This is a genomic window from Desulfovibrio sp. 86 (assembly GCF_902702915.1).
Classification (GTDB): domain Bacteria; phylum Desulfobacterota; class Desulfovibrionia; order Desulfovibrionales; family Desulfovibrionaceae; genus Desulfovibrio.
Genome location: NZ_LR738849.1, coordinates 1,082,450 through 1,105,360 on the forward strand (window position 1 = coordinate 1,082,450; position 22,911 = coordinate 1,105,360).

General features: G+C 60.2%; 21 protein-coding genes. 4 read left to right on the forward strand and 17 right to left on the reverse strand.

What is annotated here, in order from left to right:
• Positions 1-97: 97 nt before the first annotated feature.
• The 6 genes from DESU86_RS04685 to DESU86_RS04710 all read right to left on the reverse strand — a co-directional run bounded on the left by DESU86_RS04685 (position 98) and on the right by DESU86_RS04710 (position 8,634).
• Positions 98-1,933 (reverse strand): rod-binding protein, encoded by a 1,836-nt coding sequence (locus DESU86_RS04685; protein WP_232088261.1) that lies wholly within the window; start codon positions 1,931-1,933, stop codon positions 98-100.
• Positions 1,934-3,046, reverse strand: a complete 1,113-nt coding sequence (locus tag DESU86_RS04690) for a flagellar basal body P-ring protein FlgI (RefSeq protein ID WP_179979985.1) — start codon at positions 3,044-3,046, stop codon at positions 1,934-1,936. It lies immediately after the preceding gene.
• A gap of 1,957 nt (positions 3,047-5,003) precedes the next feature.
• Entirely contained in the window at positions 5,004-5,327 is a 324-nt protein-coding gene (gene flgM, locus DESU86_RS04695; RefSeq protein WP_179979986.1) for a flagellar biosynthesis anti-sigma factor FlgM, read from the reverse strand.
• Positions 5,328-5,330: 3 nt separating this feature from the next.
• Positions 5,331-5,819: a DVU0524 family FlgM-associated protein gene (locus DESU86_RS04700; RefSeq protein WP_232088262.1), complete on the reverse strand. Its 489-nt coding sequence runs from the start codon at positions 5,817-5,819 to the stop codon at positions 5,331-5,333.
• A gap of 187 nt (positions 5,820-6,006) precedes the next feature.
• The gene (locus DESU86_RS04705; RefSeq protein ID WP_179979987.1) at positions 6,007-7,386 is read right to left on the reverse strand and encodes an MFS transporter; all 1,380 of its coding nucleotides are present in this window, start codon (positions 7,384-7,386) and stop codon (positions 6,007-6,009) included.
• Between the two features lie 369 nt (positions 7,387-7,755).
• Positions 7,756-8,634 (reverse strand): methylenetetrahydrofolate reductase, encoded by an 879-nt coding sequence (locus DESU86_RS04710; protein WP_179979988.1) that lies wholly within the window; start codon positions 8,632-8,634, stop codon positions 7,756-7,758.
• Positions 8,635-8,795: 161 nt separating this feature from the next.
• On the opposite strand from DESU86_RS04710, the gene DESU86_RS04715 reads away from it, so the two are divergent.
• The 4 genes from DESU86_RS04715 (at position 8,796) to DESU86_RS04730 (ending at position 12,543) form a co-directional block, all read left to right on the forward strand.
• Positions 8,796-10,124, forward strand: coding sequence for a phosphodiester glycosidase family protein (locus tag DESU86_RS04715; protein WP_232088263.1), 1,329 nt, complete (start codon positions 8,796-8,798; stop codon positions 10,122-10,124).
• A 535-nt stretch (positions 10,125-10,659) separates the two neighbouring features.
• Positions 10,660-11,040 (forward strand): desulfoferrodoxin, encoded by a 381-nt coding sequence (locus DESU86_RS04720; RefSeq protein WP_179979989.1) that lies wholly within the window; start codon positions 10,660-10,662, stop codon positions 11,038-11,040.
• Between the two features lie 58 nt (positions 11,041-11,098).
• Positions 11,099-11,236 (forward strand): rubredoxin, encoded by a 138-nt coding sequence (locus DESU86_RS04725; protein ID WP_179979990.1) that lies wholly within the window; start codon positions 11,099-11,101, stop codon positions 11,234-11,236.
• Positions 11,237-11,334: 98 nt separating this feature from the next.
• Positions 11,335-12,543 (forward strand): FprA family A-type flavoprotein, encoded by a 1,209-nt coding sequence (locus DESU86_RS04730; RefSeq protein ID WP_179979991.1) that lies wholly within the window; start codon positions 11,335-11,337, stop codon positions 12,541-12,543.
• A gap of 509 nt (positions 12,544-13,052) precedes the next feature.
• On the opposite strand, the gene DESU86_RS04735 is transcribed toward DESU86_RS04730, so the two are convergent.
• From DESU86_RS04735 to rpsF, 11 genes are all read right to left on the reverse strand, one after another.
• Positions 13,053-13,439 carry a cytochrome c3 family protein gene (locus tag DESU86_RS04735; RefSeq protein ID WP_179979992.1) on the reverse strand — a complete coding sequence of 129 codons (387 nt, stop codon included), beginning with the start codon at positions 13,437-13,439 and terminating at the stop codon, positions 13,053-13,055.
• A gap of 100 nt (positions 13,440-13,539) precedes the next feature.
• Positions 13,540-14,313 (reverse strand): precorrin-3B C(17)-methyltransferase, encoded by a 774-nt coding sequence (gene cobJ, locus DESU86_RS04740; RefSeq protein WP_179979993.1) that lies wholly within the window; start codon positions 14,311-14,313, stop codon positions 13,540-13,542.
• Between the two features lie 3 nt (positions 14,314-14,316).
• On the reverse strand, positions 14,317-15,588 hold the full coding sequence (locus DESU86_RS04745) for a cobalt-precorrin 5A hydrolase (RefSeq protein WP_232088264.1): 1,272 nt from the start codon (positions 15,586-15,588) through the stop codon (positions 14,317-14,319).
• Positions 15,589-15,825: 237 nt separating this feature from the next.
• Positions 15,826-17,097 (reverse strand): glutamate-1-semialdehyde 2,1-aminomutase, encoded by a 1,272-nt coding sequence (gene hemL, locus DESU86_RS04750; RefSeq protein WP_179979995.1) that lies wholly within the window; start codon positions 17,095-17,097, stop codon positions 15,826-15,828.
• A gap of 11 nt (positions 17,098-17,108) precedes the next feature.
• Positions 17,109-17,588, reverse strand: coding sequence for a siroheme decarboxylase subunit beta (gene ahbB / locus DESU86_RS04755; RefSeq protein WP_179979996.1), 480 nt, complete (start codon positions 17,586-17,588; stop codon positions 17,109-17,111).
• Between the two features lie 164 nt (positions 17,589-17,752).
• Entirely contained in the window at positions 17,753-18,307 is a 555-nt protein-coding gene (locus tag DESU86_RS04760; protein WP_179979997.1) for a hypothetical protein, read from the reverse strand.
• A 623-nt stretch (positions 18,308-18,930) separates the two neighbouring features.
• Positions 18,931-19,197, reverse strand: a complete 267-nt coding sequence (locus tag DESU86_RS04765) for an RNA recognition motif domain-containing protein (RefSeq protein WP_022659825.1) — start codon at positions 19,195-19,197, stop codon at positions 18,931-18,933.
• A 1,087-nt stretch (positions 19,198-20,284) separates the two neighbouring features.
• On the reverse strand, positions 20,285-21,805 hold the full coding sequence (gene dnaB, locus DESU86_RS04770; protein WP_232088265.1) for a replicative DNA helicase: 1,521 nt from the start codon (positions 21,803-21,805) through the stop codon (positions 20,285-20,287).
• Positions 21,806-21,813: 8 nt separating this feature from the next.
• The gene (rplI, locus tag DESU86_RS04775) at positions 21,814-22,320 is read right to left on the reverse strand and encodes a 50S ribosomal protein L9 (RefSeq protein WP_179979998.1); all 507 of its coding nucleotides are present in this window, start codon (positions 22,318-22,320) and stop codon (positions 21,814-21,816) included.
• A gap of 9 nt (positions 22,321-22,329) precedes the next feature.
• Positions 22,330-22,593, reverse strand: a complete 264-nt coding sequence (gene rpsR, locus DESU86_RS04780; RefSeq protein ID WP_179979999.1) for a 30S ribosomal protein S18 — start codon at positions 22,591-22,593, stop codon at positions 22,330-22,332.
• Positions 22,594-22,902 carry a 30S ribosomal protein S6 gene (gene rpsF, locus DESU86_RS04785; protein ID WP_179980000.1) on the reverse strand — a complete coding sequence of 103 codons (309 nt, stop codon included), beginning with the start codon at positions 22,900-22,902 and terminating at the stop codon, positions 22,594-22,596. It abuts the gene before it with no gap.
• Between the last annotated feature and the right edge of the window lie 9 nt (positions 22,903-22,911).

Genomic DNA, 22,911 nt, shown 5'->3' on the forward strand with positions numbered 1-22,911 from the left:
TGGCTTATGGCCCGCAGGCAGAATCTGCCGCCCCGTCCCGAATGAAGCAATTTTCGTGCCCGGACGGAAAAGGCCTGTCCAGAGGGAAAGTCAACCGTCAGCGCCGCAGATCCATGGCCGTCAGGGGCGGAATGCCATAGCCTCCTGTGGGCTGGGGCAACTGCGGAGCCTGCAAGGCTTGCGGCGGCACCGGCGTTACGGATTCGCCTGCTGCGGACTGACCGACCAATACCGGCGCGGGCTGTCCGGCCTGGCTCTGCGTTGGGGCTTGCAGCGGCTGTATGGTGGCCGGGGCCTGTGGCTGCCCAGGCGCAGCCTGAAGCGGCTGCCCGGCCTGCTGCGCATGATAGGCGGCCAGTCCCGCTCCCGCGCGGCTGTTGGGGCCAACGGCGTCCACACTGCTGTTGCGCAGAATGTCGCTGGCTGAGGTCTTGCGCTGGCCGGGCGGCACATTGGTGGTGTACCGCACCTTTTGAAGCTGCGGCTGTTGTGCGCCCTCATGTCCGGCGGCAGCGGGCTGCCCCGGCAATGCCGCGCCCACGGCGGACTGACCGGCCTGTTGCGGCCCGTGCTGCTGCCCCTGCTGCGACCCTGCCGCGTTTTCAACCGCGAGACTGTGCATAATGTCGCTGGCTGAAGTCTTGCGTTGGTCGGGCGGCACATTGGTGGTGTAGCGCACCTTCTGGATATGCGGTTCCTGCGCGGCTTCCTGCCCGGCGGCCATGACCGGCCCAGGCGTTATGACGCCGCCTGCGGGCTGGGAAGTCTGCTGCGGGCGCGGCACGGGAATGCCCGCCTGCATCACCCCCTGCATACCGGCCTGCCCGGAGGTTTGCGCGAAAGTCTGCCCATGCTCCTGGCCGGGGGCCATTTCCACCAGAGGCCCGATGGGGCCTGGCTGGCCTGTCTGGGAAGTCTGGCCCGTCTGGGAGGTCTGCATGGCGGCCTGTATGGCGGCGGGCGTGCCCATGCTCTGCGCCATGCGCATCTGCATATCCAGCGCCTGCGCGGCCTGCTGTGCCTGCGCCGCCTGCCGGGATTGGGTCATCGAGGCAGACTGCCCGTTTCCGGCGGCGTTACGGGCAGGTTCGCTAAGGTGCGTGCGCGGCAGCACCGCATGCGCTCCCAGCTTGCTGCCCGCCTCAAACTGAGCGGCGCGGGCCATGTTCAGACCCGTATTCATATTGGGAACGCGCTGCTCCTCCTGCTTCGCGGCGGCTTCCTTACGCGCCCGCAGGGCGGCCAGGGCCTGCTCCACTTCGGGCGGAGCAACCACAAGAGGCGGCTGGGACGCGGGCTGCCCCGCTGCCGCAAGCGCGGCCTGGGCAGAACCCGTACCAGCGGGCAGCACCTGAATCTGCATGGATTCGCCCATATCCTGCACAGGAGCAATGCCGTCATACACGGAGGGGATGGGCGATCTGCCGCGCATGGCGGTGTGGCCCGCCTGGCCCTGATTCCCGTCCTGCCCTGTCGCCTGATCGGACGCATCTGCACCCTGCGGCAGTACCGAAGCGACCTGCGGCACAAAAGCCGACGCGCTGCTTGTTTTGGCCGAGGCCGTGCCACGGCTGGCCGAAACGAGATTGCGCGAAAGCTGGGCATACATCATGTCCGCCAGGCCAATACCTCCGGCCGCTGTCATGGATTTGGCCAGTTCCTGATCATACATGCTCTGCCAGTACTGTTCTTCACGCCCCTGAAGCATATTGGTCTTGGGCAGGGTATTGCGCATCTCCTGCCACATTTTCTGGATAAATATGGATTCAAAGCCTTCGCAGGCGTCGCGCAGCTTTTTTTCCTTGTCCGCTTCCGTCATTTTTTTGCCATTGAGGTTGCCCACGCCAGCCAGGCGGGACTGGACTTCGCGGCGGGACACTTCAGCCCCGCTGGCCTCATGCGGCACAAGCCCTGTGGTAAGAGGCGAGGTCATTTATATTACCTCCAGCTCCGCCAGCAGCGCACCGGAAACCTGCATGGTGCGCAGGATGGAAATAAGGTCGCGGGGTGTGGCCCCGATGGAGTTCAGTCCGTCCACCAGTTCCTGAAGGGTCGCGCCCTCCACAATAACCAGATGACGGTTTTCTTCGCGCACATTGGTTTCCGTCGTGGGGGTCACCACTGTCTGTCCCTGCGAGAAAGGCCCGGGCTGCGACACCTGCTGCCCTTCCTGCACGGTTATCTGCAAATTGCCGTGAGCCACGGCGGTGCGCATGATGCGCACGTCGCGTCCGAGCACCACGGTGCCCGTCTTTTCGTCCACCACCACCTTGGCGGAGGTGTCCGGGCTGACGTCGAGATTTTCGATGGAAGCCATGAGAGGGACCATGTTGTTCCGGTACTGGGCGGGGATATCCATAGTAATGGACATGTCATCGACAGCGCGGGCAAAGGGGCCGCCCATGGCGCCGTTGACGCGCTCGGCCACCTGCTGCGCGGTGCTGAAGTCAGCGGTGCGCAGGTGCAGGGTGAGCTTGTCCTGCTGGTTGAACTCAAAGGGGATGCCGCGTTCAACAATGCCGCCGCCAGGAATGATGCCCACGGTGCTGATGTTTTTGCTGACGCTGGCCGCCTTGCCCTGACTGGAAAAACCGCCCACGGTCAGCGAGCCCTGTGCCAGGGTATATATTTTGCCGTCCACGCCCTTGAGGGCCGTTTGCAGCAGCACGCCGCCCAGAAGGGATGTGGCGTCGCCCACGGAAGACACGGTAACGTCAAGGCGCGTGCCAGGCTTGGCCGACACCGGCATGCGGGCCGTAACCATGACCGAGGCCACGTTCTTGGTCTTGAGCGCAGAAGAATCCACGCCAATGCCCATGCGATCCATCATGTTTTTCATGGAACTCATGGTGAAGACCGAGTCTTTCTTGTCGCCCGTGCCCCCCAGACCCACCACCAGGCCATAGCCTATGAGCTGGTTGTCACGGACGCCGGAAAAGTTGGCAATATCCTTGATGCGCACGGCCTGCGCCGGAAGAACCATGCTGATCAGCAAGGCTGCTGTGAATATCCACAGGACGGGATTGCGCAAGATTGTCAATTTCATGGCGCTGACTCCTTGCCGGAATACCGGCACAGCTTGCTTTGCAGAATCCGTGCCGGAGGGGACGCCTGCACAGCGGGCGACGCGGCGAGGGTATGCGCGACAAGCGCTCTGAAGAAAGCAAAGCAGGGCTTGTCCTCTGAGAGGTGGGCGTTGTGCCCTGCGGGCACGGGGGCTTTTCTTTTTCTGTCGTTTGGGCCGCCTGCGGCGGGCGACGCGGCGAGGGTATGCGCGACGGGCGCTCTGAAGAAAGCAAAGCAGGGCTTGTCCTCTGAGAGGTGAGCATTGTGCCCTGCGGGCACGGGGGCTTTTCTTTTTGTGTTGTTTAGGCCGCCTCCGGCGGGCGACGCGGCGAGGGTAAGTGCGACGAGCGCTTTGAAGAAAGCAAAGCAGGGCTTGTCCTCTGAGAGGTGGGCGTTGTGCCCTGCGGGCACGGGGCTTTTCTTTTTCTGTCGTTTGGGCCGCCTCCGGCGGGGGCAAAAGGGGCCTGTGAAGGGGGCTGCGCCCCCTGGCGAGGCCCCCTCTGCACTCCCCCCGTTTACCCCCCAGGGCTTTCCAACTACCAGAGATTGGCGAGGGCTGCGCGGCTTTCGCTCCGGGAGCTTCCTCGCTACGCTCGGCGATCTCCCTGCGCGCCACGCAATGCCAGAGTAGGGTTTCGCCCTGTATGAGAGATCGGGGCGACATCGGCTTGACTATATGATATCCTAAAAAAGGTGTCTCGTTGTGCCAGCGAGCACCTTCGCATTGAAGGGAGATTGAGGCATCTCATTGATGACGCGCCATTTGGGGTTCTTTATAATGGCATCTCGGAACTACTCGGCCTTGTCTGAGTATAAAAATTCCTGAAAAACGAGCTTGTACATTCTTCTAAAATACTTCCAAAATCGTTAGACCAGCTCCAAAACGAAATCACCCGTTTTTCTGTAAAAGCAGCAGCCCAAGGTGCATCGACGTCTATTCTCACAGCAAAGGCAGTTGATGGCATTGCGCGGCGCGCAGGGAGATCACCGAGCGAAGCGAGGAAGCTCCCGCAGCAGAAGCCGCGCAGCCCTCGGACAATGATGGAATATGGAAAACCCCAGCGGGGTGCTTCGGGGGGGATGCAAGGGGGGCCGAGAAGGGGGCGCAGCCCCATAACCGGCCCCGCCTTGCCGCACGCCGCGAAGGCGGCCAGAACTAAATAGACGAAAAGCCCCCGTGCCCGCAGGGCACAGAAACTGTTTTTCAAAGGACAAGCCCTGTTTTATTTTTTTAAAAGCGTCCACAGCCCAAGCCCTCAACACCAGCAGAGCGTCCCCACGCATCTCAAAGGGCAATCCCGGTTTTTATTCTTCCAGAAATACATGCCGTGCAGACTCCCCCGCCACAACGAACCTGCCCAAACAATCAGACGCCATTCCTCAGACATCCCACAGCCACCCCGACGCCCCCGACCTCTCATTCAACGCGAAGTAGCCCGCTGGCATTGCGCGGCGCGCAGGGAGATCGCCGAGCGAAGCGAGGAAGCTCCCGGAGCAGAAGCCGCGCAGCCCTCGGACAATGGTGGAATATGGAAAACCCCAGCGGGGTGCTTCGGGGGGGATGCAAGGGGGGCCGAGAAGGGGGCGCAGCCCCATAACCGGCCCCGCCTTGCCCCCGCCGGAGGCGGCCCAAACAACAAATAAAAAAGGCCCCCGTGCCCGCAGGGCACAGTAACCCAATCTCAAAGGACAAGCCCTGCTTTAATTTCTTCAGAGCGCCCGCCGCGCATACTTCTGGCACGCCGCCCAACGCGCATGTCACGCCTCACGACACTGGCAATCCAAATAAAAAAGACCAGAGCGATCCCAAAATGAAATCGCTCTGGTCTTTGCATCAAAAGACGCTCACCACAACCCAATCGCACGGCGTATCCGCATTATACCGCTGCGGCGGGCACCTTCAAACAGCAAAAAAATATCTTCAGGGGCACCCTGCCCTATATCTTGAACAGGCCCGGCTCTTCGCGCACAAGACTGGCGGCAATAAGCTTGCTGTCCGGCTTATAGGTGCCGTTGGCAACCTGGATGCGCAGGGCCTCCACCTTTTCCGAACGCACGTCCGGCGCGCTCTGGGCCGCGCGACGCGCCTCTGTCAGCAGCAGGGCGTCCTGCGAAACGGTCACGGTGTCCCCCTGGGACGCTTCCGTACCGGTTCCTTCCGCCCGCGCCTTCAGACGCGTCTCGTTTCTGGCCTCGGTGCTTTTGTCCAATCCGGCGGCATAGGGATCAAAAAGGCTGTTCGTCGTGGTCTTGATTTCCATTTCCTACTCCGTTGAGGGCGCTTTCGCACCGCTCTGCGCCTCTGGCTTCACAAAACTTTCTGTTCTTGACGGTTCTTCCAGCATGCTTTTATCAACGGTGGCACGGGTAATGCGCCACAAGGCATGCCGTGTTTTCCGCTGCACATCCTCTGGCAGCGGCTCCATGCCTTCGGGGCCTTCACCAACGATGTGCAACCTCTGACCTGGGGGATAGGTAAAACGTACCTTCTGCCCCACTTCCTTGCCCAACTCCTGGCGGATATCCTCCACCACGGGATTGTCGCTGCCTGTAAAAAGCAGCGTTTCGTACAGTTCGCGCGCCACTTTTTCAACGCAGGCGTGCCTGTGAGCGGCCGGATCAGGATCATCCGGCGCATCGCCATGAGCAAGCCTCATGCGAACCCGAAAACGCGCGAGACGCCGGGCAGCCAGCAATTGCTGTTCGTACCCTTGTAGCATCATGCGCAGCTTAGCGGAATTGGCATCGGCCATGAATGTCTCCGTCCTTACTGCCTGTTCGGCGGCCTGACAAAAAACTTTAGACTTTTCCTCCCCGTGCGCGACGTTTTTTCGTGCCCCGGAGCAGATTATGAGGATTTGCAGTGGCAACGGCGGCCCACTCCCGCTTCTGATCGGACGTTTCTTGACGCTGCCGCCGGGCAATTTCAGCCCCCCTCCGCTATTTGCGGTTGCGCGCAAGCACGCAGCCAACGGCCAGCAGATTCAGTATGCCAAAGATGACCAGGTCAAGGTGCATGCTGTCCATAAAGGCGTCAATGGTCTCCGGCCCTGCGGGCTTGTCGCCCAAATAAAAGCCCAGGGTCAGGGTAATGACCACCATGTTCACAAGCTGCCCCCCGGTGCGCACGGCTCCGGTAAGGCCCGACGCCTGCCCCACGTGCTCGCGCCCGGCGCTTTCAAGAATAATGGTGGTATTGGGCAGGGCAAAAAAGCTTATGCCCACGCCAAGCAGGCCCTGAGCGGTCAGCAGTACGCCTATGGGCGAATCCACGGCAAGAAAGGCCGAAACCAGCAGACCAAGGCCGCACAGCCCCACGCCCACGGCGCTCACATGGCCGGGGTCGAACTTTATGCACAGCCTGGCGGCCAGCGGGGTTGTCATGGCCTGCACCAGAGACTGCAAGGCCAGAAACATGCCCGCCTGCTGCACGGTCATGCCGAGTCCAAACTGCAGATACAGGCTGAAGAAAAAGAGTACGCCGAAAAATGAACTGTAGTTGATAAAGGCCGCCAGAGAAGACAGGGCAAACACCCGGTTGCGCGCAAGCAGGCGGATATCAAGGATGGGAAATTCGCTGCGCAGCTCCTTGAAGCAGAACAGCACCATCAGAATGGCGAAAGCCGCCAGCAGAAAGCCCGCCATCACCGGATAGGCCGCCAGTTCCGACGAACCGAAGGTCAGTGCCGTCATGGCCAGGCCGTAAATGATGCAGCCGCCCCAGTCAAAACGGCGTCCCTTGGCCGTGCGCCAGTCCAAGCTGACGCCGTACTTCATGAGCAGCAGCACAACCACCGACGTGAGCGCATTGCCCCAGAAAAGCCAGCGCCAGCCCAGCCAGCCCGCCACAAAGCCAGCCACCGGCGGGCCGCAGGCAATGCCCGCGTACACGGCCGAACCGCTGTAACCGAGATATATGGCCCTTTTTCCAGCAGGCGCGGCCGATGCCAGCAAGGCCAGGCCACAGGCGTTAAACATGGCCCCGCCCATACCCTGCACCAGCCGCAGCCCCAAAAAGGCTTCCACTGAAGCGGCAAAGCCCAGCAATGCCCCGCAGACCCCAAAGATGGCGATTCCCCAGATAAAGACGCGCTTGTAGCCCAAGATGTCGCCAAGACTGCCGCTGGCAAGCTGAAAAACGGCAAGCCCCATGGCGTAAAAAGCGCCCATGAGGCCAAGTTGCTGCGCGCTGGCTTTCAGCTCCGCACCAATGGGCGGCAAAACCGCGTTCACGCCAGCCATCATGAAGGGCATGCAAAAAAGTGAGGTGCAGACCGCAATCAGCAGCCAGCCATGGCCTTTTTCGATGGAGGATGACATAAAAAACAGTATCTCCGGCTATGGGACAGGTCAATACAGCGCCGCCACAGAAATGAATGGGCCAGTTAGTGAAACTGGCCTGTCAGGCCGCGCGCATGACAGCGCGCATGACGGCGCACCCAGGCCTTCGCGCTTCCATACCTTCCCTGAATGCGGCTCTGCGGAGGCGAGCGCACATCCAGTCCGAAAGCAAAGCGATCCTTGAGCCAGAAACGCGGCAGAAAATTTGTGTCCTGCGCGCCAGCACCGCTTGCGAAGCTATATCGGACGCCCGCTCCGGTCAATAAAAACAGGCGGTCCCCGGCGGTGTAGGCCGGGGACCGAAGTGTTGCGCCAGAGCCCAGGCTCTGCGCTGATGGAAGGCGTGCGTTATGCCTGCAAAAGACCCGATTCTTCAGCCAGCCTCAGGCACATGCTGGCCTTGTTCAATGTATACAAATGAATGCCCGGAGCGCCGTTTTCCAGCAGAAAACGTATCTGGCGCACCGCAAATTCCAGTCCCACTTCACGCACGGCCTCTGCCCCGCCTTTGGCATTGGCGCTTTCAAGGTCAAGATAGAGCTTGCCGGGGATGTTGGCCCCGCACAGCGAAAGCACCCGACGCAGTGAGTCAAAACTCTGGATGGGCAGTATGCCGGGGATGACGGGCGTGTGAATGCCCATGCCACGCAAATGCTCCAGCAGGTCGGCATATTCCCGCGCGTCAAAGAAAAGCTGGGTTACGGCGAAGTCCGCGCCGCTGCGCATCTTGTCCGCAGTGTGAAGGCGATCCAGCGCGATGGAGTTTGATTCGGGGTGCGGCGCGGGATAGGCCGCCACGCCAATACCCATATAGGGTTGCTGGCGGCGGGCGAAGGCGACAAGGTCAGAGGCATGCCGGAAGTACCCCTTGCTCCAGTCCGTCTCCTGCCCGACGGGCGGGTCGCCGCGCAGGGCCAGCACATTGTCCACCCCCACAGCGCGCAATTCGGCAAGGTAGGCGGAGATGCTCTCAGGCTCCGCGCCCACGCAGGTAAGGTGGGCCATGGTGTTCAGCCCGCGCCGGGCCAGTTCCGCTGTTACGGCAAGGGTATTACGTTGTTTGCCGCCGCCTGCGCCGTACGTAACGGAAACAAAGAGCGGGGCCAGAGCGCGCAGCTTTTCCACAGTTTCAAAAAAACCGGGCAAAATTTTTTCATCCGACGGAGGAAAAAACTCCAATGAGAAAAATGGCTTCTTCGCGGCGCGGATGCCGTCTCCGATGTGCATGCTGGAACTCCTTGTGTGCTGCGGAAATGCGGCCAGTTTTTGTGGGGGCCGACGTATTTATGTGTATATCTAGATAAATTGATATGTCAAGAAAAAAGGCCGGGGAGCCTTGCAAAATGACTGGCTTGGTCGTAATTCAGGGGCAAGCCCAACGGCATATTATGAAAATACGTACAGGCATTTTCGCGTGCGGGCAGGGCCCGCACACCGCCTGCCCCGGCAGGATACAAGGCTTCCTTCCAGGTCGCGTCTTTCTTCTGGCGTGCGCCCTGTGCGCCCTGACAGCCCTGCTGCTCTGGCATGCCCCGCATGTGGGCGCGGCCCAGAGCCCCCAGCCTGAAGCGCCCCTGCCCGGAGTTGCCAGTCCCGTCGCTGGCCCCGATACCGCCCCTAATACTGCCGCTGCTGCTGTCGTTGACTCTGCCGCCGCTCCTGCCGCTGCTGCTGTCGTTGACTCTGCCGCCGCTCCTGCCGCTGCCAGGGGCGCTGCCACCCCAGACACTGCCAATGCCGCCAATACCGGGCCTGCCGACGCCAGCGCTATGCCGGGCGTTGCGCAAAGTCCCGCGCCCGAAACATCCGCCCCCGCGCCTGCCACTGCCGCCAGCACGCCCGTTTCCACACCCGCCCCCGGCGTGGCCGCGCCCGCGCCGTCTTCCGCCGGTATTGACGATCAGGGCAAGCCCGACTGGCGGCAACTGGAGCCCGGCCTTGATTTCGGCCAATTCCGCCTCAACGACAACGAAGCCCTGCTGACGGCCCTGCGCATTGATCCGGCCTACTTCAATTTCATACTCTGCGCCCGCTCTCTGGACGGTGGCCCCCTGCGCTCGCTCAACCAGTGGGCCGAGCAGTATGATCTTTCCGCTGCCATCAACGCCAGCATGTATCTGCCCGACGGCAGCACAAGCACGGGCTATATGAAGCAGGACGATCACTTCAACAACAGGCGCGTGGTGCAGCGCTTTGGCGCGTTCTTTGTGGCCGGACCCAACCAGCCAAGCCTGCCCGGAGCCGCCATTGTGGACCGGGACGACCCGCAGTGGGAGCAGCGCATTGCCCAGTACCGCCTTGTCATCCAGAACTACCGCATGACCAGCGCCGACAGGCGTATCCTCTGGTCGCCCGGCGGCCCCCACTACTCCATTTCCGCCGTGGCCCAGGACGGCGACGGCCGCATCCTTTTTCTGCACTGCAGGCAGCCGGTGGAAGCCTACGCCTTTGCACAGCAGCTTTTGCACCTGCCCCTCAACGTACGCACCGTCATGTATGTGGAAGGCGGCGGCCAGGCTGGTCTGCTGGTGCGCTCCGCCCACTGGCAGCATGAACTGGCGGGCATAAGCCCGGCCGGATTTCTGGTGACTGGCGATCTGCGCGCCCTGCTGCCCAACGTGCTGGGCGCTGTGCGGATTGCGACGTCCCCGGACACACCCGCCCCGGACACACCCGCCTCTGACGCCGCTGCCTCTGACGCACCCCCATCCCCCTAAAACTCTCGATATATTTTAGTGTGGCATGACGAGTTTTCCGTCTCGAAGCGGAGCCCCCGAGACAGTGCTGCTCAGACATCACACCACCTCAAAAAGTATCTGCGCCATCAGCAAAAATATTCTTCCATGGCGTATTCCCAGTGGCCGAGCCCACCCTGCATCCAGGGTTCACCAAGCTTCCGGCCCCCCTGCGCGCAGCACAGAGCAACCGCGCTCGCCTTCATGCCAGGCGGCGGGCCTCGCCAGCGCAGAAACACTCACAACACAAACAGTCGAAAACATGAAATTGCTCTTGCGCCAGGCCGCTTTCTGTGCGACTGATTGAGTGAACAGACATGGCAGTCTGCCATTCTGCCTTTTTGATAATAATTACTAATTTCCATAAAAACGCTTTACTTTGGCTCCGACTTCTTTCAGAATAATTATCGGTATCCGGGGCCAGGAGAGCGCATTAGCGACTGTATGGCCCCCGCCCGGCAAGCCGGGCGGCAAATCATATCAAGGCCGTGTTGGCCTAAACGTCTGTGAGGAAACCATGCCCAAGCATCTGGAAGTTTATAAGTGCACCCACTGTGGCAATATTATTGAAGTTCTGCATGGCGGCGGCGCGGACATCGTCTGCTGTGGCGAGCCCATGAAGCTTATGGTTGAGGGCGCCACTGACGGCGCCATGGAAAAGCACGTTCCCGTCATTGAAAAGGTTGACGGCGGCTATCTGGTGAAAGTGGGCAGCGTGCCTCACCCCATGGAAGAAAAGCACTGGATTGAATGGATTGAGCTGCTGGCCGACGGCAGAAGCTATACAAAGTTCCTCAAGCCCGGCGACGCGCCCGAGGCTTTCTTTGCCATCGACGCCGCCAAGGTGACCGCCCGCGAATTCTGCAATTTGCACGGTCACTGGAAGGCTGAAAACTAGGTTTCATAAACACGTTACCAAGCGCGGGATTCCGCGCCATTCCCTCAGGAGGATTTCAATGCAGAAGTATGTTTGCACCGTCTGTGGCTATGAATATGATCCCGCCGAACATGACAATGTTCCTTTCGACCAGCTGCCCGATGATTGGTGCTGCCCGGTTTGCGGAGTGAGCAAGGATCAGTTCAGCCCGGCCTAACCTTGGTATTTTACTTGCTTTCTCCCCCGCTTTGCCGCTGCGTGCGGTAAAGCGGGGCTTTTCGTAAACGGGAAGACCCCACATTCCGGAGAAAATAGATGCAACCTGTTGAAATTAAAAAAGACATCTTCTGGATAGGCTACGTGGACTACGACCACCGGGACTTCCACGGGTATTCCCGATCCCCGGATGGCTCCACGTACAACGCCTATCTTATCAAAGACGAAAAAAATGTTCTGATGGACACGGTGGCCTCCGGCTGCGAAGGCACCCTGCTGTGCCGCATGGCCAAGGTGCTGGATCCTGAAAAAATCGACTACGTCGTCTGCAACCACCTTGAACTTGACCACTCCGGGTCTCTTGAAGCCATCATGGAGCGGTGCAAGCCTGAAAAGCTTTTTGTTTCCCAGGCCGGGCTCAAATCGCTGGCGGGATACTTCGCCAGCAAGGATTGGCCCGTGCAAGCCGTCAAAAGCGGCGACACCATCAGCCTGGGCAAGCGCAGCATCGTTTTTCAAGAAACGCGCATGCTGCACTGGCCCGACAGCATGGTCTCGTACATTCCCGAAGAAAAACTGCTCGTCAGCAATGATATTTTCGGCCAGAACATAGCGAGCTCCGCACGCTTTGTGGACGACTTCGGCGACGATGGCGAATACCTGCGCCGCGTCAAGGAGTACTACTACAATATCGTGCTGCCCTACTCGCCCATGGTGCTCAAGGCTCTGCCCATTGTGGAGCAGCTTGACATTGACATGATCGCGCCCGACCACGGTCTCATCCATCGTGGAGAAAAGGCCGTGCGCAACATCATCGACATGTACCGCGCCCTGGCCGAGCAAAAGCCGCAGCAGCGCGCGCTCATCTTTTACGACACCATGTGGCAGTCCACGGAAACCATGGCCTACGCCATTTGCAGCGGCCTGGAAGAAAATGGCGTGCCCACGCGCATCATGTCTGTCAAAAGCAACCACCACAGCGCCGTCATGACGGAACTGGCGGACTGTGGCGCGGTGCTGGCGGGTTCACCCACGCACAACAACACCATTCTGCCCCTGGTGGCCGCCCAGCTGACCTACATGAAGGGACTGCGCCCCCAGAACCGTATAGGCGGCGCGTTCGGCTCCTTCGGCTGGTCGGGTGAAGCGCCCAAGCAGTTGCAGGAACATTTGACCGACATGCACATGGATATGCCCGTGGAGCCTGTGAAGTGCAGCTGGCGGCCCGACCGCGACGTTCTCAAGGCCTGCCACGACATGGGCAAGACCCTTGCCGAGGCCCTTAAAAAGAAGTGCCAGGAAGGCTAAACCCCAACCCGATCATTATTGCGATACCCCGGCAAAAGCTCTGCTTTTGCCGGGGTTTTTTGTAATCAGCCCTCATGAGAGCCACACACTTTGGGATGATGCGCAGTCGCAAGACGATGCTCTGGCTCCCCCACTTCTGCTAGAGCGTTCTGCTTTTTGAAATACTCCTTGTTTCAACGTATCATTCTGGCGAAAAACGTGGTTTTCGCCAGAATCCACGCCACGTTGCGGCGCGCTGCACGTTCGTGCAGCGTTAGAGCATTTACCTTTTTCAAAGTTAACATGCTCTAAAACAAGAGTTTTAGGGGGTGGGGGCGTGGGGGAGGAGACCCTTTTGCAAAAGGGTCCCTCCCCCACAAAGCATTCCCCTCCCCCTCCACAAAACATTCCCTCTCCCACGACGAACAAAAGGCGGCGCAAGCAGAGCTTGCGCCGCCTTTATCTGAGGCCCGGCCAAAAGAGATACAAAGCGTATAAAAGACTCTACAAGGCCGGAACAAATACCAGGCTTACGGATGGCACTTGGACTTGGCGCAAGCGGTCAGGTCTTTCTTGAGATCGGGCTTTTCGGCCACGGTCTTGGTGTGACATTCCATGCAGTTGGTGTGCTTGAGTCCGGTCTTGGTATGGATCACGTAGTACAGGCTCTTCTCGCCCTTTTTGCCGGTCAGGTCATCGTGGCAGCCAGCGTTGCTGCACTTGGCGAAGCTTTCCTTCCCGTCAACAGGGTGGTGACAGGTCACGCATTCCACCTTGGAATGAGGAGCGTGGGGAAACATGACGGTCTTCTGAGAGCCTTTGATCTCCAGCGGTTTATCAGGCACAGCGGGAGCGGCCCAAGCGCTTACAGCGAAGAGCAGGGCCAACATACAGGTAAGAGCAAGGGATTTTTTCACGACAGTCCTCCATGGTAAAAAAAACGACACTTGAGAATTGTTGCGAGCTTACGGCCAGCATGGCGGCGTGTCAATGGGCACCGTGGAATACATTTTCAAGTTATTTGTCCGCTCCTGGCTGCCTTTTGCGTGCATATCCCCGTGGTGTGAGCATATATGACTCAATCGATCTGCTTTCACTGTTGCCGATAATCAGCAGTGAAAGCATATCCACCTGTGCTGCATCAAAGCTGTCCAGCCTGTGCACGCTTACGCTCTGTTCCGGACGGTAAGCCTGACGCACCAGGCCCACAGGGCACTGCGGCTCACGAAAACGGCGGGCCAGGGCCAGGGCGGCGTCCAGATGGCCGGGGCGGCCCTTGGACCGGGGATTATAGATGACGCAGACAAAATCAGCCTCAAGGGCAGCGGAAAGTCTTTTGACAATGGTTTCCCACGGCGTGAGCAGATCACTCAGGCTGATGCAGGCGAAATCGTGCGTCAGGGGAGCGCCCAGCAGGGCCGCTGCAGCGCATACGGCAGGCACCCCCGGCACGACGCCGAAGGGAACGACGCCCACGAGGTTTCGGGATTCCAGCACTTCAAGGGCAAGTCCGGCCAGGGCATAAATGCCGGGATCGCCCGAACAGACGAGAGCCGTGGCCTGCCCGGCAAGAGCGGCGTCCACCGCTGCCTCGCAGCGTTCAATTTCATGCCGCATGCCCGTGCTGATGCGCTGTTTGCCTTCAAGCAGCTCCGGCGGAACCAGATCCATATACAGATGATAGCCCGCAACGCACTGGGCCTGCTCCAGAACGGCGCGGGCCTGGGGCGTAAGACAGTCGGCATGGCCGGGGCCAAGGCCCACCACGTGAAGGCTGGCAGCTTGAGTCATGACCTACTCTTTTTCAGTATCTTTTTCAGGGTCGGCGGCGGTGTTTTTTGCTTCAGGGGCCAGCGCCACGGCGATGGTCAGCTGTGACTGATAAATAGCCTTGCACACCAGAAGCCGCGCTTCGCCTGCGCCGCTTTCCTTACTGGCGGCCAGCAGGGCCGCAGCCTCGCACACGCTGAAGGGTGGCTGTCCAAAGCGCCGCCCCGCCGCTTCGGAAGGGTTGGGCACCGGGCATTGGGCCAGGCGGGCGGAATCAAAGCCCAGAAGGGGCACATTGAGCCGAAAGGCCAGCTCGCGCAGGGCAGGCTCCTTCAACTTTTCGGTCACCGTGCCCAGGGCGGCTATGGCCTGCACCTCCAGGCCGTGGACTTCAAAAAATTCATGCAAAGCCGCCTGCGCCATTCCCGAGGGCAAATCCTTGCGGCAGCCCAGGCCCACATACAGGCGCGGCACAGCCACTCGCAGCAGTCCTTCCGAGAGCGGCAAACGACGCCAGTGCGCAGCCAGACGGGGCGGCGCATGCGCTTCGCGCTTGGCTGCCAGAAAAGACGGCGGCGGCGCGGCGGCTTCGGCCTCGCAGGGCACGGGTCTGAGCGCGGGATGCGCGGGCACCGCGTGGCAGGGATCCCACACTTCCAGACTGTCGCCTTCCAGCAGCGCGGCCTGCGCGCGCGGCAGGCGCTGCCAGTCTACAATGCGCAGTCCTGTATCGCGCAACAAAAGATCGAGGGCCAGGGGGTGGTCACCGTCCACATGGGGCTGATAGCCGGAAGGCGCGGCGGGCTTTACGCTTTCAGCCGGTTCCGGAGCCGCGTCCTCTTCCGCCGCGACGTCGGAGGCCGTCGTAATGACCGGAATCGCCCGGAGCAGCGTGGCCACATGGCGGGCCAGTTCGTTGCCGCCGCCCCAGTGACCGGAAAGAAGACTGATGACAAAGGCGCCCGCCCCATCAAGCACCAGAACCGGCGGGTCTTCACTTTTATGCACAAGCAGGGGGGCCAGGGCGCGAACGGCAATGCCCGTGGCTCCGATAAAGACGTGCGCAGCATGCTGCCTGTAGGTTGACGCAAGCAGTTCGCCCAGCCGGGCAAAAGCCTGCGCGCCTGTGGGACAAAAGCGCTCCGGCGCGAAGATCTGGCATTCCGCCAGACGGCCCCCCTTGGGAACAGTCCAGGGCTTTCCGGCCAGCAGGGATTTGAGTCGCCGCGCCAAAGGCAAGGCAGAGGCGCTCAGGGCATAGCAGGCAAGAGAATTTTTTTCTAAAGCGGGGTGCACAAATGCCTCCGGCGGTCTGCCGCCACACATGGCTTGATGGGTGCGGCCTGTGGCATGAAAGAATGCACCGTGTGACGCAGTGACCGCGGCCGGGAGTCCTTGCCGGAACCCCGGCCGCCGGATGCAGAGCAGCCCGCGCAAGCAGGCCGGAACTTGACATGCTTGCGCTCATGGCTGGCAGGAACGGCACTCTGGGCAGTGCCGTCATTGTCGGCCATGAACACTGAAAGGCTCCGCTTAAAAAATGACCTTGCGGGCCGCATCCAGAGTTCTGTTGAAGTCATCGTCCGTGTGGGCGAAGGACACCATGCCGGTTTCATAGCCTGAAGGCGCGAGGTAAATGCCCTGTGCCCGCATCTGCTTGTAAAACGAGGTGAAGAGCTTTTGATCGCACTTTTGCGCGCTGGCGAAATCCGTCACTTCATGTTCGCTGAAATAGGGGCAGAACATGGAGGCCAGGGTCGGCATCTGCAAGGGAACGCCCTTGGCGGCAATGATGTCGCGCAGGCTGAAGGCGAACTTGCGGGTGCGCTCTTCAAGGGCGGCGTAGTCCGACTTCTGGAGAATGGCCAGCGTGGCCAGGCCAGCGGCCATGGCCAGGGGATTGCCCGAAAGGGTGCCCGCCTGATACACGCCGCCGCGCGGAGCCACAAGCTCCATATAACGGCGCTTGCCGCCAAAAGCCCCAACGGGCAGGCCGCCGCCGATAATCTTGCCAAAGGTGGTGAGGTCGGGATCTATCTTGAAGCGCGCCTGCGCCCCGCCAAATGCCGCGCGAAAGCCCGTGATGACCTCGTCAAAGATGAGCAGGCTCTGGTACTGGTCGCAGATGGCGCGCAGCCCTTCGAGAAAGCCGGGCCTGGGCAGCACAAGGCCCATATTGGCTGCCACGGGTTCCACAATGATGGCGGCGATGCTTCCGCCGTGTTGGGCGAAGCATTCCTTGACCGCGTCCAGATCATTATACGGCGCAAGGAGGGTGTCGGCCACCACAGCCGCAGGCACGCCGGGCGTGCCGGGAATGGAGAAGGTGGCCAGCCCGGAACCGGCGGCCGCCAGGAAGGGATCGGCATGCCCGTGATAGCAGCCCACAAATTTGAGCACTTTGTCGCGCTTGGTGGCGGCGCGGGCCAGACGCAGGGCGCTCATGGTGGCCTCTGTGCCGGAATTGACCATGCGCACCATTTCAAGGCCGGGCATGGCGGCCACCACGGCTTCGGCCAGGGCCACCTCGTCGGGGCAGGGAGCGCCATAGCTGGTGCCGCGATGGGCGGCGTCGCACACGGCGCGGGTGACGGAGGGTTCGTCATGCCCAAGTATCATGGGCCCCCAGGAAAGCACGAAGTCGATGTACTGACGGCCGTCAACGTCGGTCAGGTGGCAACCGTGCGCTTCGGCGATAAAGAGCGGGTGGCTGTCCACATTATGGCAGGCCCGCACGGGGCTGTTGACGCCACCGGGAATGACCACCTGGGCCTTTTCAAAAAGCTGGCGCGAAATCGTATCCATTCTGGTCTCCTTCAGGCGAAGTACGTCATAGAAATTTTTTTCAGTTCCTTGAGACTGCGCAGGATGGCGTGCTCCTTGAGATCAGTCATCTTCATGATGTCTTCCACCACGCCCAGGCACTCGGCCTCGCTGCGCCCGTGGATCATCGTATACAGCTCATAGGGCCAGTCGGCGGCGGCGCTCGGACGGTAGTAGGCGTGCGAAATATGGGTGTGCTCGGCCACTTTGCGGCCGCAGCCCTCAACCTGTTCGGGCTGTACCTTCCAGGCGACCATGGCGTTGTGCGTCCAGCCGGTCTTCTGGTGCTTGATGCTCGCGCCAAAACGGCGGATGGCCCCGGATTCCTTGAGACGGCCAAGCAGCTCAAGCACCTGGGCTTCGGTCATTCCCGCCTGTTCCGCCAAATCGGCGTAAGGTGTGAGACTGTCGGGCAGATTATCCTGCACAATGCGCAGGACCGCCTGTTCTTCTGGACTGAATTGATGGCTCATGAATTCTCCGGGAGGAATGAAGAAGCCGCGCGACTAATGGCGCGGCAGCCGGTCTGTGTCCACTGGCGTGGCGCTGACCCGGCCCGGAATACCGGGCCGGGCGAAAAAACAGGTTCTAAAGCAGATTACCTTTGAAATGCATCACATTTCAAAGTTTTCATGCTCTAGCGCGTAAACGAGCGGGCAAAAAGATTCTGAATGGCTACGCGGCCATTATCCTCAAGAAAACGTGTGCCTGTGGCGGCAAAATGCGCAAACTCGATGGTGGGATTTTCCACCTGCACCCATTTGTCTTTCTGCCAGTCAAGCCAGGCATTACGGGGCTGGTCAAAAACCAGCAGGGGTTTGTTGCAGATCTTGGCAAACTCCGCGCCCCATCCGGTTCCACCCTTGACCGTGCCGTCCGGCTGCACCGCACCCACCACAATGACCTGCTCGCCGCTGCTGACCTGCCAGCATATGGACTGCAACACCTTGCGGAACAGGGGCGCGCGCGTGTACTCGCGGTTCATGAGGCGCGAAACATAGGTAAGGCTCACATCCTTGAGGGCCAGTTCCTCAGAAGTCAGCACACGTACACCCCGCGTGCGTTCGGTCTGATGTCCCTCAAAGCCGTAGTTCACTTCTTCCATGCCCCAGCTTTCAGCAAGAGCGCCGAAAAACTGTTCGGTTCCGGCGGCGCCGCCGCTGTAAAGCACACATTGTTTGGGGTTGAGCATGCTGCCTCCTCAAGGATTGTTGCGCCGGGCAAGATTGCAGTTGGTGGTCTGTTGATCCGGCGGAAGCGTCATGCCCCATAATGGCAAAAATTACAGCGCTCGGCAAGGCGGGGCGGACAAAGAAATGGCAACCGTATCAGGCGAACGGCCAGGCCATCAGGCAGAAAGCCAGACGGCCAGACAGACGGCCAGACAGACGGCCAGGCAGAAAGACCGGCAGGCGGACAGATTCGCTGACAGGCGGGCGAAAAGACGGACGCAAGTGCCGGAGGGGCGTCTTCAACCGTTGCGGGCACAAGCCCAAAGGGTGTTTTGTTATAGCGGCGCGCGTGATGAAAAAGCGCACAAATCAAGAGATGCCCTGTGCGACCAGATCAGGCCGACAGGTTTGCGGACAGGCTGACGTGCGGGAGCCTCAAGCGCCCCGCAACACTGTGAGCGGGCTCGTCAAACCCATGAAGGGGCAAACCATTCAGGGAGTTGCCGGGCCCGCACTTAAAGTGAACCCCTAAACTGTGCCGCGCGGGCAAGCCTGTGCCAATGGCGCAGGGCCTTAACGGCGAGACTGTGCGCAGGACAAAAAACGCCCCGGTTACAGGGGCGTTAAGGTCCGTTGCCTAGTCCTAGTAGCGGGGCTGGCGAGGAGCCCTGGGTTTGGCTTCGTTGACGCGCAGCGTGCGACCACCAAAGCTGAAGTTGTCAAGAGCTTCAATGGCGGAATCGGCTTCGCCGTCTTCCATTTCCACAAAGCCAAAGCCACGGGCACGGCCGGTATCCCTGTCGCTAACGAGTTTCACGGACAGAACGCTGCCGTATTCGGCAAAAAGATCCTGAACCTGTTCTTCAGTAGCGGACCAGGGAAGGTTCCCGACATAAATGGACTTGGACATGAAACACCCTCACAAAAAAAACAATCTTCCCGCGCTCCCATCCAGTAAAACGTATTACCGGTACGCGGCACATGGCAATCACAGAAACACGCTTTTTCGAGCTTGTCAACGAAAGTACAAAAAAAAGTTGGCATTGCGCGCTTTTTGCGTGATAAATTCTGTGATATGCGGAAATTACAGGAAGTTTTTAAAAAAAGATATTCAATATTGACAGGCTATTAAGCATTTGATGCTTCTGCAACACCCGGCGCACCACCCTACACCTCAAGGTAGTGCCGCTTTAAAATCAGAGTAATTACATTGGATATAGATCCCCAGGTACGGCAGCAGCATGCATTGTGTGGATAAACAGGCCGCACAATACTCTTTTTGCGCACTGATAGCGTGTTGATAAATTCCGGAAATATTGTGTGAAAATATGCGCAATATTGGCAAAGGCTTTTGCTAGCAGGCGTCCACAAACTCCTCCCGTAACTTTTGTCCCTCAACTACTGCGCCAGTCTGTGCTGCCGCAAGCCCATTGAGCGGAAGATACGGGGCTTGCCGCGCGGCACGCGCAGATCCGTGTACGGTGCGCTGTGCGTGGCGGGCAACGGCGCAATGCCCTGCCGCGCGAGGCCTTGGACAGAGCCGGAAGAAGCCCGGCTGGAATGTGAGTGAGAAGCACTGGAGGGGTTGGCCAAATCAGCTTTGCAAGTGATCACTTCTGAAAGTGCCAGCTTTGAAAGTGACTGGATTTGAGAGTCAATAGATTTGCAGGCGACCAGCCGTGAGCCGCACGGACCCCGAAAGGGGCCAGCGCTGAAATCCGGTCCCGATCGGGGCATATCAGCACTCACGGCGCGACAAATAAGGATTTTAGGGGGAGGGGGTGTGGGGGAGGAGACCCTTTTGCAAAAGGGTCCCTCCCCCACAAAAAAGCTCTAATCCTGAGGGATGCTAGACAGTGTGGTCACGAGATGAATTTTCAGTCATATCAAGGAGAACAAGCCTTTTATGCAGGGAGTGTACTCTGATGGTACTCGACCGGAATAAAAAGCGAAATTCGACGAAGCGATGCCTGAAAAGGCGCTCGTGACGACATTGCCTAGCCGCCTTCAGACGGGGGCGGCGACCAGTCGGGGGCCATATCCTCAAAGGAGGTGTAGGGCGACAGGTACATGAGTTCGGCAACGCCCACAGGGCCGTTACGCTGCTTGCCGATGATGATTTCAGCCACGCCCTGTGGCGGGCGTTCGGCGGGTTTGACGAACTTGTACACGTCGTCGCGGTAGACAAACATGATGACGTCGGCGTCCTGCTCGATGGCGCCGGATTCACGCAAGTCCGAAAGCATGGGCCTTTTGTCGCTGCGCTCTTCGACCTTGCGGTTGAGCTGCGAAAGAGCGACCACAGGCACCTGCATTTCCTTGGCAAGCCCCTTGAGGGAACGGGAGATGTCCGAAATTTCCAGTTCGCGTGAATCGGTGCGGCGGCTGGTGCGCATGAGTTGCAGATAGTCCACCACCACCATGCCCAGCCCCTTGTCCGCCTTGAGGCGGCGGGCGCGGGCGCGCAGTTCGAGCGTGGTCAGGGCGGGCGTATCGTCAATAAATATGGGTGCGCGGGCCACCACGTCCGCGGCGGTGTACAGGCGCTGCCAGTCTTCGTCCGTGAGCAGGGACGGCCGGCGCAGCTTGGAAAGATCCACCTTGCCCCACACGGCCAGCATGCGCTGCATGAGCTGTTCCTTGCTCATTTCCAGCGAGAACACGGCCACGGGCACGTTCTGGCGCACGGCGGCGTGCAGGGCCATGCACATGGCAAAGGCCGTCTTGCCCATACTGGGGCGGGCAGCCACGATGACGAGGTCCGAAGCCTGAAGCCCGGCGGTGAGCTTGTCCAGCCGGGTGTAGCCTGTGGTGACGCCGGTGATGACGTCCTTGGCATCGGCCAGTCGGGACAGGTTGTCAAAAACCTTGTCCAGCAGTTCGCGCGTGGGGGTGAAGTCGCGCCCGGAGGTGCGCTGCGAAATGGCGAAAACCGCCTGCTCCGACTCGTCGAGCAGGGCTCCCACTTCAAGGGAGGCGTCGTAGCAGTTGGTGATAATGCCCGAGCAGGCTTCAATGAGGCCGCGCTGCAAGGCTTTGTCGCGCACGATGGTGGCGTAGTATTCGGCATTGGCTCCCGACACGACAGCCTGGGCCAGATCGCCAAGATAGACGGCGCCGCCCGCTTCTTCAAGGGCGCTGCGGCTCTTGAGCATTTCTGCCGTGGACAGCAGGTCTATGGGCGCGGATTTGCGGTAAAGCTCGAGAAAAGCGTTGTAGATGGTGACGTGGGCTGGCAGATAAAAATCTTCGGCCGCCAGCTGGTCCACAATGGAGTGCATGAGCTGGGGGCGCATGAGCACGCCGCCAAGAACGGCCTGCTCCGACTCCACACTGTGGGGCGGCACACGGCGCAGCAGATCGGCCTCGGCCCTGTCGGCTGCGCTGCCCTGGCGGCCCTTGAAGCCGCCCTGCCCCTGCTGTCCGCCCCTTGAGCCACGGCCAGCGCCGTTCTGCCCAAAAGGCGCGCCCCCGGCCTCGGGGCCGGGGGCGGAGCCATGATCACCGTGGGAAACCACTACATCCCCTATTCGGAGGCCTCGGCTTCTTCAGCGGGAGCTGCAGGAGCGGGCTCTTCTTCAAAGGACTGATGGTCGGACACGACCTTCACCGGCACCACGGCGACAACGCTGGGGTGCAGACGGATGCGCACCGGGTGTTCGCCCAGAGTGCGGATAGGAGCGTCCATAAGAATGCGACGGCGGTCAACATCCACACCAAGGGCGGCGATGGCGTCGCCGATGATGGTGGTGGTGACGGAACCGTACAGCTTGTCATTGTCGCCCACATGCATGGTGATAACCACTTCAAGGGCTTCAAGACGAGCCTGCATTTCCTGAGCTTCGCCACGCAGGGAATCCATGCGGGCCTGGAGCTTTTTGCGCTCCTGCTCAAAAACTTTCAGATTGGCCGGAGAGGCCACCATGGCCAGGCCCTGGGGCAACAGAAAGTTGCGGCCATAACCGGGCTTGACTTCAACCACATCACCAAGACTGCCGAGGTTTTCTACGTCGGCGCGAAGTATCAGTTTCATATGCGCCTCCTAGATGTTGCTCTTTTTCTTGACGCCGGAATCGTGCGTAGCGGTGTAGATGAGCAGGGCCATCTGACGGGCACGCTTGATTTCACGGGTCAACAGGCGCTGGTGGTGCGCGCAGGTGCCAGTGATGCGACGGGCGATGATCTTGCCGCGCTCGGTGATGAAATCGCGCAGGATATCAGGACGCTTGTAGTTCAGGGGCAGGTCTTTGTCTGCGCAGAAGCGGCAGAACTTGCGACGAGGGGCAAATTTTTTCTTGAACGCCATTTATGCAACCTCCCCGGCCACTTCATCGGCCAGCTTGACGGTCACAAACTTAAAGATGCCGTCAGTCATGCGAATGTTGCGTTCCAGTTCGGCCACCAGGGTAGCCGGGCTCTGGTACACGAGACGCACATAGTAACCGCGCATCAGCTTGCGCACCGGGTAGGCGAGATCGCGCATGCCCCAGTTGTCCACTTCTTCCATGGCGCCCTTTTCACGCTCGATAACCGCTGTGAGGGTGTTTACGATGCCCTCGCGGTTTTCGGCGGAAAGCTCCGGTGAAAGGAGCAGCAGGGTTTCAAATTTCCGCATTGTGGTTCT